The sequence below is a fragment of the Citrobacter enshiensis genome (assembly GCF_029338175.1).
In the GTDB taxonomy this organism is placed as follows: domain Bacteria; phylum Pseudomonadota; class Gammaproteobacteria; order Enterobacterales; family Enterobacteriaceae; genus Citrobacter_D; species Citrobacter_D enshiensis.
Genome location: NZ_CP119862.1, coordinates 3,345,215 through 3,358,329, shown reverse-complemented (window position 1 = coordinate 3,358,329; position 13,115 = coordinate 3,345,215). Strand labels below are relative to the sequence as shown.

Annotated in this window: 12 protein-coding genes; 5 read left to right on the top strand and 7 right to left on the bottom strand. The window is 53.2% G+C overall.

The window, feature by feature from the left end; genetic code table 11:
* Positions 1-109 precede the first annotated feature (109 nt).
* From glnS to P2W74_RS16145, 3 genes are all read left to right on the top strand, one after another.
* A complete protein-coding gene (glnS, locus tag P2W74_RS16155) occupies positions 110-1,774 on the top strand; it encodes a glutamine--tRNA ligase (RefSeq protein WP_276292406.1) in 1,665 nt (554 codons plus the stop codon).
* 447 nt (positions 1,775-2,221) lie between these two features.
* A complete protein-coding gene (chiP, locus tag P2W74_RS16150; protein ID WP_276292405.1) occupies positions 2,222-3,628 on the top strand; it encodes a chitoporin ChiP in 1,407 nt (468 codons plus the stop codon).
* Positions 3,629-3,677: 49 nt separating this feature from the next.
* Positions 3,678-4,010 (top strand): ChiQ/YbfN family lipoprotein, encoded by a 333-nt coding sequence (locus P2W74_RS16145; RefSeq protein ID WP_276292404.1) that lies wholly within the window; start codon positions 3,678-3,680, stop codon positions 4,008-4,010.
* Positions 4,011-4,106: 96 nt separating this feature from the next.
* On the opposite strand, the gene fur is transcribed toward P2W74_RS16145, so the two are convergent.
* The 4 genes from fur to ybfF form a co-directional block, all read right to left on the bottom strand.
* Positions 4,107-4,553, bottom strand: coding sequence for a ferric iron uptake transcriptional regulator (gene fur / locus P2W74_RS16140; RefSeq protein ID WP_276292403.1), 447 nt, complete (start codon positions 4,551-4,553; stop codon positions 4,107-4,109).
* A 287-nt stretch (positions 4,554-4,840) separates the two neighbouring features.
* Positions 4,841-5,371: a flavodoxin FldA gene (gene fldA, locus P2W74_RS16135; protein ID WP_167456047.1), complete on the bottom strand. Its 531-nt coding sequence runs from the start codon at positions 5,369-5,371 to the stop codon at positions 4,841-4,843.
* Between the two features lie 150 nt (positions 5,372-5,521).
* Entirely contained in the window at positions 5,522-5,815 is a 294-nt protein-coding gene (gene ybfE, locus P2W74_RS16130) for a LexA regulated protein (protein WP_203358484.1), read from the bottom strand.
* A gap of 128 nt (positions 5,816-5,943) precedes the next feature.
* Positions 5,944-6,717, bottom strand: a complete 774-nt coding sequence (ybfF, locus tag P2W74_RS16125; RefSeq protein ID WP_276292402.1) for an esterase — start codon at positions 6,715-6,717, stop codon at positions 5,944-5,946.
* 184 nt (positions 6,718-6,901) lie between these two features.
* Here ybfF and seqA point away from each other — a divergent pair, with 184 nt between their 5' ends.
* Positions 6,902-7,447 carry a replication initiation negative regulator SeqA gene (gene seqA / locus P2W74_RS16120; protein WP_276292401.1) on the top strand — a complete coding sequence of 182 codons (546 nt, stop codon included), beginning with the start codon at positions 6,902-6,904 and terminating at the stop codon, positions 7,445-7,447.
* Between the two features lie 24 nt (positions 7,448-7,471).
* Positions 7,472-9,112: a phosphoglucomutase (alpha-D-glucose-1,6-bisphosphate-dependent) gene (gene pgm, locus P2W74_RS16115; RefSeq protein WP_203358481.1), complete on the top strand. Its 1,641-nt coding sequence runs from the start codon at positions 7,472-7,474 to the stop codon at positions 9,110-9,112.
* Between the two features lie 57 nt (positions 9,113-9,169).
* Here the strand turns inward: pgm and kdpE are convergent, their stop codons facing one another.
* The 3 genes from kdpE to kdpC are packed head-to-tail and all read right to left on the bottom strand — an operon-like array spanning position 9,170 to position 13,109.
* Positions 9,170-9,847 (bottom strand): two-component system response regulator KdpE, encoded by a 678-nt coding sequence (kdpE, locus tag P2W74_RS16110; protein WP_276292400.1) that lies wholly within the window; start codon positions 9,845-9,847, stop codon positions 9,170-9,172.
* Entirely contained in the window at positions 9,844-12,528 is a 2,685-nt protein-coding gene (gene kdpD, locus P2W74_RS16105) for a two-component system sensor histidine kinase KdpD (protein ID WP_276292399.1), read from the bottom strand. Before kdpD ends, kdpE begins: the two co-directional genes overlap by 4 nt.
* 5 nt (positions 12,529-12,533) lie before the next feature.
* Entirely contained in the window at positions 12,534-13,109 is a 576-nt protein-coding gene (gene kdpC, locus P2W74_RS16100; RefSeq protein WP_276292398.1) for a potassium-transporting ATPase subunit KdpC, read from the bottom strand.
* Positions 13,110-13,115 lie beyond the last annotated feature (6 nt).

Here is a 13,115-nt window from a genome sequence, read left to right as displayed (position 1 = left end):
TCCCATAATGCCAGTCTGATACGTATTTTAAGTAACTAAAGGTTGTCAGTCTGTCCGGCTTATAAGATCATATGCCGTTATACGTTGTTTACGCTTTGAGGAATCCACGATGAGTGAGGCTGAAGCCCGCCCGACTAACTTTATTCGTCAGATCATCGATGAAGATCTGGCCAGTGGTAAGCACACCACAGTTCATACCCGTTTCCCGCCGGAACCCAATGGTTACCTGCATATCGGTCACGCTAAGTCTATCTGCCTGAACTTTGGTATCGCGCAAGATTACCAGGGTCAATGCAACCTGCGTTTCGATGATACCAACCCGGTAAAAGAAGATATCGAATACGTAGAGTCTATTAAGAACGATGTGCAATGGTTGGGCTTCAACTGGTCTGGCGACATCTGCTACTCCTCAGATTACTTTGATCAGCTGTATGCGTATGCCGTTGAGCTGATCAACAAAGGCCTGGCCTATGTTGACGAATTGTCTGCTGATGAGATCCGCGAATACCGCGGCACGCTGACAGCGCCTGGCAAAAACAGCCCGTTCCGCGATCGCAGCGTAGAAGAGAACCTCGCGCTGTTTGAGAAAATGCGGGCTGGCGGTTTTGAAGAAGGCAAAGCGTGCCTGCGCGCCAAAATTGATATGGCGTCGCCGTTTATCGTCATGCGCGATCCGGTGCTGTATCGCATTAAATTTGCCGATCATCATCAGACGGGCAGCAAGTGGTGCATCTACCCGATGTACGACTTCACCCACTGCATCAGCGATGCGCTGGAAGGCATTACGCACTCCCTGTGTACGCTGGAATTCCAGGACAACCGTCGCCTGTACGACTGGGTGCTGGACAACATCACGATCCCGGTTCACCCGCGCCAGTACGAATTCTCGCGCCTGAATCTGGAATACACCGTGATGTCCAAACGTAAGCTGAATCAGCTGGTGACGGAAAAGCACGTAGAAGGCTGGGATGACCCGCGCATGCCGACGATTTCTGGTCTGCGTCGCCGTGGTTACACGGCTGCCGCTATCCGTGAGTTCTGCAAACGCATCGGCGTCACCAAGCAGGACAACACCATTGAGATGGCATCGCTGGAATCTTGCATCCGTGAAGATCTGAACGAAAACGCCCCGCGCGCAATGGCGGTTATCGACCCGGTGAAACTGGTTATCGAGAACTACCAGGGCGAAGGCGAAATGGTCACCATGCCTAACCATCCGAACAAACCGGAAATGGGCAGCCGTGAAGTTCCGTTCAGCGGTGAGATCTGGATCGACCGTGCTGATTTCCGTGAAGAAGCCAACAAGCAGTACAAACGTCTGGTGATGGGGAAAGAAGTGCGTCTGCGTAATGCGTACGTGATCAAAGCAGAGCGTGTAGAGAAAGATGCGGAAGGTAATATCACCACCATCTTCTGTACCTATGATGCAGACACCCTGAGCAAAGATCCGGCTGACGGTCGTAAAGTAAAAGGCGTTATTCACTGGGTGAGTGCTGCGCACGCATTGCCGGTTGAAATTCGTCTGTACGATCGCCTTTTCAGCATACCGAATCCGGGCGCGGCGGAAGATTTCCTGTCGGCGATGAACCCGGATTCTCTGGTGATCAAGCAGGGCTTCGCAGAACCGTCGCTGAAGACTGCGGTTGCGGGTAAAGCCTTCCAGTTCGAGCGTGAGGGATACTTCTGCCTCGACAGCCGCTATGCAACGGCTGACAAACTGGTATTTAACCGTACTGTCGGTTTACGTGATACGTGGGCGAAAGTGGGCGAATAAGCCACACGACACAATCCCATTCGATTAACGCCGCGCTTCGCGGCGTTTTTTTTCGCTTAAGTTCCGCTACATCCTCTGTTTGCAGAGCGAATTAATTGCACCTAAAAAATAATTAATCCGATAAATGATTTTTTGATGAGTGTGCTCAGAAATTTAGGTCGTGACTAAATTCAACGCTGTAACCGTTTTCATCTTCATGGAAATCAACGGTATTTTTCATTTTAATGATAATTTTTCGCATTTGTTGAATGTGTAACAAAAAGCAATGAAATATGTGCGGTCGCTCATATTATTACATACTGGTTACAGAAAGAGATTGATAATTCGCGTCGCGAAAAATAGTCTGTTCACTGTAGTCAATGAGGTTTTCTCAGCGCTATTTTTAATTTTTATTTTTAGCTGTTCGCCTTTGGCGGCAGCATTTTATACGTCAAAGAGGATTAACATATGCGTACGTTTAGTGGCAAACGTAGTACGCTGGCGCTGGCTATTGCCGGTATCACAGCAATGTCGGGTTGGATGGTTGCGCCGCAGGCAAGCGCCGCGGGCTTTATCGACGATTCGACTTTAACAGGCGGTATTTATTACTGGCAGCGTGAGCGTGACCGTAAAGACGTCACGGATGAAGACAAATACAAAACCAACCTTTCACACGCGACCTGGAACGCCAACCTGGATTTCCAGTCGGGTTATGCAGCGGATATGTTCGGTCTGGATATTGCGGCGTTTACCGCAATTGAAATGGCGGAAAGTGACGACAGCGGACACCCTAACGAAATTGCATTCTCGAAAAAAAATAAAGGCTATGACGAAGATTACTCTGGCGATAAGAGTGGTATCAGCCTTTATAAAGCCGCTGCAAAATTTAAATATGGTCCGACCTGGGCACGTGCCGGTTATATTCAGCCAACCGGACAGACGCTGTTAGCGCCGCACTGGAGCTTTATGCCGGGTACCTATCAAGGGGCAGAAGCCGGAGCCAACTTTGACTATGGCGATGCGGGTGCGTTGAGCTTCTCCTATATGTGGGCCAACGAGTATAAAGCGCCGTGGCACATTGAAGTGGATAAATTCTACCAGGCTGATAAAAAGACCAAAGTCGATTACCTCCACTCCGTTGGCGCAAAATACGATTTCAAAAATGACCTTATTCTTGAGGCTGCCTTTGGTCAGTCTGAGGGCTATGTCGATCAGTACTTTGCCAAAGCCAGCTACAAATTCGATCTGGGTGGGAATCCGTTTACCACCAGTTACCAGTTCTACGGCGCACGCGATAAAGTTGATGACCGCAGTGTGAACGATATCTACGACGGCACTGCATGGTTGCAGGCACTGACTTTCGGTTACAAAGTGGCGGAAGTGGTCGATCTGCGTCTGGAAGGAACCTGGGTTAAAGCGGACGGGCAGCAGGGTTACTTCTTGCAGCGTATGACGCCGACCTACGCCTCCTCAAACGGTCGTCTGGATGTCTGGTGGGATAACCGTTCCGACTTTAACGCCAACGGCGAAAAAGCGGTCTTCTTCGGCGCGATGTATGACCTGAAGAACTGGAATCTGCCAGGTATGGCGCTGGGAGCATCGTACGTCTATGCCTGGGATGCAAAACCGGCTACCTGGCAGAGCAACCCGGATGCGTTCTACGACAAAAACAAAACCATCGAAGAATCCTCCTACAGTCTTGATGCGGTTTATACCATGCAAGAAGGACGTGCCAAAGGCACCATGTTTAAACTGCACTTCACCGAGTATGACAACCACTCCAACATCCCAAGCTGGAGCGGCGGTTATGGCAACATCTTCCAGGATGAGCGTGACGTGAAGTTCATGGTTATCGCCCCATTCACTATTTTCTGATGCCAGTCGCGGCAGGGTATTTCTCTGCCGCATCGTTGAGGACCGTTATATGAAAAAAATGTTACTCATCGCCATTATGGCGTCAGGGCTGGTGGCCTGCGCGCAATCTCCCGCACCCAAGGAAGATAGCCGCCTTAAAGAGGCATACAGTGCGTGCATTAACACCGCGCAAGGTTCACCGGAAAAAATCGAAGCCTGCCAAAGCGTATTAAATGTGCTGAAAAAAGAAGACCAGCATAAGCAGTTTGCTAACGAAGAAAGCGTGCGGGTACTGGATTACCAGCAATGTATTCAGGCGACACGTACGGGCAATGGTCAGGCGGTACAAGCCGATTGCGATAAAATCTGGAAAGAAATTCGCAGTAAAAACACAGTACAGTAAATGTACTCACTGGAAGGGAAAAAGACCTGCTTTGATAGCGGGTCTTTTTTTGGGCATAAAAAAGCCAACCGCGTGGTTGGCTCTTTGGGGGGCATATTACTTTGCGTCGTGCGCGTGTTCGTCTTCGCGGCAATCGCCTTCAGCGCAGTGACCGTAAAGATAGAGGCTATGGTTGGTTAAACGAATACCATGCTTAGTCGCAATTTCACGTTGGCGCGCTTCGATAGAATCATCGCTGAACTCGATCACTTTGCCACAATCGAGGCAAATAAGATGATCATGATGATGCTGTTGAGTCAGTTCAAAAACGGACTTACCGCCTTCAAAATTGTGGCGGGTCACGATACCGGCGTCATCGAACTGGTTCAGCACGCGATACACGGTCGCCAGACCAATTTCTTCACCCATGTCGATCAGACGTTTATACAAATCTTCCGCACTGACGTGATGGTTATCCGGTCCCTGAAGAACTTCCAGAATTTTTAAACGAGGAAGCGTTACTTTCAGGCCAGCCTTCTTTAATGCGGTATTGTTGTCAGTCATGCGGAATCTGTCCTGTTGCTAAACGATTCACTTCATTAAAGAAGTGACAGTAATTGCACTTGAGAGAATGCGTATCATTATAGAACTGCCATGTCTAAATGAAAACTGCAAGCCTCGGGCAAATATTATTAATCAAAACGTGGTACTGCCTACAATCACACTGTGCAATACCAGAATAACACCCGAACATTGTACAGGGATGGGCAGGAAAGTTACAAATTTGTAGCAATTATTTTGATTGGTTTTATCTATTGATGCGGCGCAGATAGTTTCTGCGCCGCACGAAATCAGGCGTTGATGATTTCGTCGAGATGCAGTTCGGCAGAAATCTGTTTAACCCATTTTTCAACGCGCTCAGCGGTCAGTTCCGGCTGACGGTCTTCGTCGATAGCCAGACCGACAAAATGATCGTCATCAGCAAGACCTTTGGAAGCTTCGAAGTGATAGCCAGCGGTTGGCCAGTGACCTACGATGGTCGCGCCGCGCGGTTCGATAATGTCGCGGATGGTGCCCAGCGCATCGCAGAAGTATTCTGCGTAGTCTTCCTGATCGCCGCAGCCAAACAGAGCCACCAGTTTACCATTGAAATCAATGTCTTCGAGGGTAGGGAAGAAGTCATCCCAGTCGCACTGTGCTTCACCGTAGTACCAGGTTGGAATACCTAACAGCAGAATGTCATACCCTTCCAGGTCTTCTTTACTGCTTTTCGCAATGTCATGAACATCGGCAACGTCTTTACCAAGCTGTTTTTGAATCATTTTTGCGATATTTTCGGTATTACCGGTGTCGCTGCCGAAAAAGATGCCAGTGATTGCCATGAGTAAAATAACCTCTTGAAACTTATTGAAATGGTGGTGGCGTATTGCCCACGGATAAGGGCAATCATAGCAGATCAGTCAGGCATGCGGAAACAGCAAACACGCAGGACTGCACTCTGTGCTACACGATTTATGATTTAGAGCAGAAATTCAGACAGACCCCTGGCCACGCAGCGAGATAAGCTGGTTTGTCAGCATCTCTTCAATGAGCTCACTGCGGCTCATATTGCGTGCTTCCGCCAGTTCATTCAGCGCATCCACGGCATCAGCATTCAGCTTCAGTTCGACACGCTTAAGCCCACGAACCTTGTCGCGTTTAAGCTGATTACGCTTGTTAATGCGTAGCTGTTCATCACGCGAAAGCGGATTGGTTTTGGGTCGTCCCGGGCGACGCTCGTGCGCGAACAGATCTAATGTCGTACGGTCCGTTTGTTCTTTGGCCATGATTTTGGTGACTTCGGGGAAACAATCAGCCAGGCGTATGCCCGGATGGATAGCGCGCCATCATACATCAGCGAGTGAGGCACGCCAACGTCCACGCACGTAATCGCGCGCGGACGCTGAGTTTTTAATCAGTTAGCCTTATCCGCCAGATACCGGCGTATCGCGCGTAGCACGGCATCCGGTTTTTCTGCATGCACCCAATGGCCAGCACCCGCAATCACATGCGCCCGGGCCTGAGGAAATTGGGTCAGTAAATCGTGACGATAGGCCTCGGTGACGTAGGGGGAATTGCCGCCTGGGATAAACAATGCCGGATGATCCCAGGCGGGAATGGTTTCCCACCCCACGATATGCGGGTACTGCTCCCACAATACGGGCACGTTAAAGCGCCACTCGCCATCGACATACGACTTTAACAGGAACTGGATCACGCCTTCTTCCTGGAGGTGCTGGCGCATGACGGCTGCCGCCTGCTGGCGTGTTTGCGCGTCAGATTCGGTCACGGCGTTGATCGCGGCAAAGATCTCATCGTGGCGGCGCACGTGATAATCAACCGGCGCAATATCAATCGCCACCAGTTGATCAATACGATCCGGCGCCAGTGCGGTCAGCGCCATGACGGCTTTTCCGCCCATTGAGTGACCAATGAAGGTGGCTTTTTCGATATTCGCAGCGTCCAGGGTATCCAGCAGATCCTGCGCCATCGCCGGGTAATTCATCTCCGCTGAGCGGGGAGAAAGACCGTGGTTACGCATATCAACCTGGATGATGTCGTGATCCTCTACAAGATCGCGCGCCAGTATGCCGAGGTTATCAAGGCTACCAAACAAGCCGTGAACAAGGACGATGGGAGAATTATTGTGCAGCTTTTGTGCAGATTGCGCTCGGATGTTCAATTTCATGGCAAAGTTCTTTTTTTCGCTCTGTCGGGTTAGGGTATTATGTTGACCATTCTGCCACGGGGCTGCAACAACTACGGTTTACTCCGAGTTTTTCTGACAGCCTGGCTTGACGCTATCCGCTGTTGGGATTTGCCCCTATAATCCCAACGACTTGTATTCAGATAAGACACCGCACTGGATTAAGATGAAAACGATTGAAGTTGATGATGAACTCTATAGCTATATTGCCAGCCACACCAAGCATATCGGCGAGAGCGCATCCGACATTTTACGGCGTATGTTGAAATTTTCCGCCGCATCACAGCCTGTCACTCCGGCGGCGAAAGAGGTGCGCACAGCGCAACCCGCTATCGTTGAAGCGAAGCCGGTCAACCCCGTAAAAGATAAAGTGCGCGCCATGCGTGAACTTCTGCTCTCCGATGAATATGCGGAGCAGAAGAAAGCGGTAAATCGCTTTATGTTGGTACTGTCTACACTTTACTCACTGGATCACAACGCGTTTGCTGAGGCGACGGATTCGTTGCACGGTCGTACGCGCGTATATTTTGCGGCAGACGAGCAGACTCTGCTGAAAAATGGTAATCAAACCAAGCCGAAACACGTGCCAGGCACGCCGTATTGGGTGATCACCAACACCAACACCGGCCGTAAATGCAGCATGATTGAACACATCATGCAATCAATGCAATTCCCGGCGGAATTGATTGAAAAGGTTTGCGGAACAATCTAAACGTTGCATTAAAAGGACCAGGCAATGGCAATCCACAAGCGTGCAGGTCAGCCTGCGCAACAGAGTGATTTAATTAATGTCGCCCAACTGACGGCGCAATACTATGTATTGAAACCGGAAGCAGGGAATGCGGAGCACGCGGTGAAGTTCGGAACTTCCGGGCATCGCGGCAGCGCCGGTCGTCATAGTTTTAATGAACTGCACATTCTGGCCATTGCCCAGGCGATTGCTGAAGAGCGTGCGAAAAACGGCATCACTGGCCCTTGCTATGTGGGTAAAGATACTCACGCACTGTCCGAGCCTGCCTTTATTTCCGTTCTGGAAGTACTGGCGGCGAACGGTGTCGATGTCATTGTTCAGGAAAACAACGGCTTTACGCCGACGCCTGCGGTTTCGAATGCGATCCTGGTCCATAACAAAAAAGGCGGTCCGCTGGCTGACGGCATCGTGATTACGCCGTCCCACAACCCGCCGGAAGATGGCGGTATTAAATACAATCCGCCCAATGGCGGCCCGGCGGATACCAACGTTACCAAAGTGGTTGAAGACAGGGCTAACGCGCTGCTCGCGGATGGTCTGAAAGGCGTAAAACGCATTTCACTGGATGCGGCAATGGCCTCCGGTCATGTGAAAGAGCAGGATCTGGTGCAGCCATTCGTTGAAGGGCTGGCGGATATCGTCGATATGGCGGCGATTCAAAAAGCGGGCCTGACGCTGGGCGTCGATCCGCTGGGCGGCTCCGGTATCGAATACTGGAAACGTATTGCCGAGCATTACAAACTCAATCTGACCATCGTGAACGATCAGGTTGATCAGACTTTCCGCTTTATGCACCTGGATAAAGACGGCGCGATCCGTATGGACTGCTCCTCCGAGTGTGCGATGGCGGGTCTGCTGGCGCTGCGTGATAAGTTCGATCTAGCGTTTGCCAACGATCCGGACTATGACCGTCACGGCATCGTCACGCCAGCAGGACTGATGAACCCGAACCATTACCTGGCGGTTGCCATCAACTACCTGTTCCAGCATCGTCCACAGTGGGGCAAAGATGTTGCAGTTGGTAAAACGCTGGTGTCTTCTGCAATGATCGACCGTGTGGTGAACGATTTAGGCCGTAAACTGGTGGAAGTGCCGGTAGGTTTCAAATGGTTTGTTGACGGTCTGTTCGACGGCAGCTTCGGTTTTGGTGGCGAAGAGAGTGCGGGGGCCTCTTTCCTGCGTTTTGACGGCACACCGTGGTCTACCGACAAAGACGGCATCATCATGTGTCTGCTGGCGGCGGAAATCACCGCGGTCACGGGTAAAAACCCGCAGGAACACTACAACGAACTGGCGGCTCGCTTTGGTGCGCCGAGCTATAACCGCTTGCAGGCGGCGGCGACGTCCGCTCAGAAAGCGGCATTGTCCAAACTGTCCCCGGAAATGGTCAGCGCCAGCATGCTTGCGGGCGATCCGATCACCGCGCGTCTGACGGCGGCACCTGGCAACGGCGCTTCCATTGGCGGTCTGAAAGTGATGACCGACAACGGCTGGTTTGCTGCGCGTCCGTCCGGTACGGAAGACGCTTACAAGATCTACTGTGAAAGTTTCCTCGGTGAAGAACATCGCAAACAGATCGAGAAAGAAGCCGTTGAAATTGTCAGTGAAGTGCTGAAAAACGCCTAAACACACAATTACCTAAACGAAAAAGGAGCCAATCAGGCTCCTTTTTTTATCCCATTTTCATGGCATAAACCGATAACCGATTCCCGTCTCGGTAATAAAGTGGCGGGGGCGGGTTGGGTCCTGCTCCAGCTTCTGACGTAAATGCCCCATATAAATACGCAGATAGTGGCTATGTTCGACGGCATTCGGCCCCCAAACCTGACTCAACAACTGGCGTTGGGTTAACACTTTACCCGCGTTATTCAACATCACCGCCAGCAGGCGAAATTCAATCGGCGTCAGGTGGATCTCTTCTTCGCCGCGATGTACCAGTCTTGCGGTCAGATCCACCTTCACGTCGGAAAAACAGACGACCGGGTCGGGAGAAGGGCTGGCGGAATGGCGACGTAAAGCGACACGTAAACGCGCCTGCAGTTCGCCAATACCAAAGGGCTTACTCAGATAATCATCGGCACCGGCATCCAGCGCGGCGATTTTGTCGCTCTCTTCACTGCGGGCAGAAAGCACGATGACGGGGATAACGCTCCACTGGCGCAGATCGCGAATAAAATCAATACCGTCGCCATCCGGTAAACCAAGATCGAGAATGATAAGGTCGGGTTTTCGCGTCGCGGCTTCCAGTAAACCGCGCTGCAGCGTATCGGCTTCATAGACACGCAGTCCGTCGCCTTCCAGCGCGGTACGCAGAAAACGACGAATGGCCTGCTCATCTTCAACAATCAGAACGTTTGTCACATATCCTCATGAAAATCTTCAAGTTCAGGGGGAGATTCTTGTGGCAGTGTAACACGGAAACAGGCACCGCCCTGCGGTCGATTCTGCGCCGCGATGGTACCGCCGTGCACCTCGACAATCGCCTGACAAATCGCCAGACCCAACCCAACGCCCGGTACCGCAGACTCTTTATTTCCGCGGGCGAACTTATCAAATATGCTGCGCTCTTGCCCCTGCGGGATGCCTGTGCCGTTATCCCACACATCCAGAGTCAGGTGATCCCCATCAATGTGGGCATCGATGCCGATCGTGGCCTGTACGCCAGCGTATTTAACCGCATTTTCCAGCAGATTGATCAGCACACGCTCAAACAGCGGACCGTCTACGTGAATGAGCGTTAGCGGCTCCGGCAGTGAAAGATTGATCGGATGCGTTAATCCCGGCTCCAGCATTTGCAGTGCGCTGCCGACCACTTCTTCCAGCGTCAGCCACTCCTTCTTAAGATTAAACCCACCAGACTGAATGCGCGCCATATCCAGCAGATTATTGACCAGCCGCGTGGTGTTGAGCACGTGCTGGCGGATTTCGTTCGCCTGGTGGGCATGCGGTGATCCTTCGCTCGCCAGATCGAGGGTCAGGATTTCCGCCTGACCAAATAGCACGGTCAGCGGCGTGCGTAAATCATGAGAAAGCGCGGCGAGCAGGGCATTACGCAGGCTTTCGCGTTCGCTGGCGAGGCGGGCCAGTTCTTCACTGGCCGTGAGCATCAGACGCTCAAGGGCACTGGCGACCAGCAGGGTGAATGTTTCCAGCAGACGCTGCTGTTCCGGGATCATCAACTGGCGAAGATTGTCCGGCTCGACAACCACCAGACCGTGTGTTTTATCCGCACTTTTTAAGGGCAGGATTTGATACGGCACGCCGGGCAACGTGTCAGTCCCCGCACCGGCAGGCTGGCCCTTATCAAAGCTCCACTGGGCGATGGCGTCATCCCAGGGCGTGATGCCCTGTTGCTGCGTCAGGGGCCTCAGTTTGCCGTTTTCATCGGGCAGTAAAACCTGGCTGCGCGCCTGAAATGTGGAGGCGATAAACTGCTCGCTGGTGGTCGCGATATCCAGCCTGCTGCGTCCGACCGCCAGCGCTTTCGACATTTCGTAAAGATGGCGGGTGCGTTGTTCGCGGTAGCGGGCGACGCGCGCCTGATAACGGACCCCAGCCGTCAGATTCCCAATCACCAAACCGACCGTTAACATCACGGCAAAGGTCAGCAGATACTGTACGTCTGAGACGGCGAGGGTGCCCCGGGGAGCAATAAAAAAGAGGTCGAAACTGACAACGTTAATAATGGTCGCCACCACCGACGGCCAGCGACCATAAAAGAGGGCGATCACGACCACACCCAGCAGATACAGCATCACCAGGTTCGCGGCGTCGAAGGCCACCAGCCACTGCATGGCGATAAGGGTGGTGAAGGCACAAAGTGCGGCGGCGACGATGCAGCCCTGAATTTGTACCCGCCATTTGTCTTTAAAGGTGCGGGTATCGGGGGCGTGCGCCAGAGGACGGGCGGGCGGCTCATCCAGCGCAACAATGACCTGATCGAGATCCGGCGCGCGTTTTGCCAGTCGCTCGGCAAAGGAATCGCTGCGCCACCAGCGGCGTGTGGTGGGGCGCCCCATGACGATTTTGCCGAGATTATGTTCTCTGGCATAGCGCACGACGGCTTTCTCTTCAGCAGGGTCGGAAAGCGTGGCGGTTTCAGCGCCCAGCTCCTGGGCCAGTCGCAGCGCGCTGAGGATCGCACGTCGTTGTTTTTCCGGTAACCGGTGCAGCGCGGGCGTTTCCACATACACCGCGTGCCAGATGCTGCCAAGTCGCGAAGCCAGCCGGGCCGCCGCGCGTACCAGCTTTTCGCTGCCGGTATTATGCCCGATGCACAATAGTATGGCGTCGCGGGTATGCCAGACCTTTTCTTCACCCTGACGGTCGCGCCATGCTCGCATCTGGTCGTCTACCCGGTCAGCGGTACGGCGCAGCGCCAGTTCACGCAGGGCGATCAGATTCCCTTTGCGAAAGAAATGCTCGATTGCCCGTTCTGCCTGACCGGCGATATACACTTTACCTTCGTTGAGGCGCTGGCGGAGATCGTCAGGAGGGAGGTCGACCAGCACCACTTCGTCGGCGGCATCAAAAAACGGGTCGGGGACGGTTTCACGAACGTGAATCCCCGTCACGCCGCTGACGACATCGTTCAGACTTTCCAGATGCTGAACGTTAACGGTCGTAAAAACGTCGATCCCCGCCTCCAGCAGTTCTTCAATATCCTGCCAGCGACGGGGATGACGTGAGCCCGGCGCGTTACTGTGCGCCAGTTCATCCATCAGTAGCAGTGCCGGACGGCGTGCGAGGGCGGCATCGAGATCAAAGTCGTTGATATGCCGTCCACGATGCGCATGGCGTTTGAGCGGGAGGATGGCGAGTCCTTCCAGCAGCGCGGCGGTCTCTTTGCGTCCGTGGGTTTCCACCACGCCGATCAAGATATCCAGCCCTTGCGCCCGTAACCGTTGTGCTTCTGCCAGCATCGCCCATGTTTTGCCGACGCCCGCACAGGCACCGAAGAATATTTTCAGTTTTCCCCGGTGGGGGGCGCTGGTCTGCTCCAGCAGGCGATCCGGGTCAGGACGCAAGGGTTCGTCGTTCATGTTGCTTAGTGCCCCTGTGACGCATCCAGCGCCAGGTTGAGTTCAACAAGGTTTACCACCGGCTGCCCGATAAAGCTCGCCAGCGGTTTTTGCGTATATTTTGCAACCAGCTGCGCCACCTCTTCAACGGGACGCTGACGCGCTTTCGCGACGCGCGGGATTTGCCAGGTCACCGCTGCAGGCGTCAGATTGTTGTCCAGGCCGCTGGCGGAGGCGGTCACCAGTTCCACCGGCACCGTTGGGCTGGCCTCCGGGTTGGCGGCCCGCAACGCGGCAATACGGCTCTGCAGTTGCTTATCCAGCTCAGGATTGCTGACAGCCAGATTGCTGCCACCCGAAGCCATTGGATTATAGGGCATTTCAGCCGTGGCAGACGGACGCCCCTGAAAATAACCGTCGCGGGTAAATGCCTGGCCTATCAGCGCGGAGCCGCGCACGCCGTTGCTATCGCGAATGAGCGAACCGTTGGCCTGGTCAGGGAACCACCACTGGCTCAGGGTAGTCGTCAGCAACGGATAAACGCCGCCGGTGATAACAGCCAGAAACAGTAACGTGGATAATGCAGGACGAAATCCAGTCATCAGAAA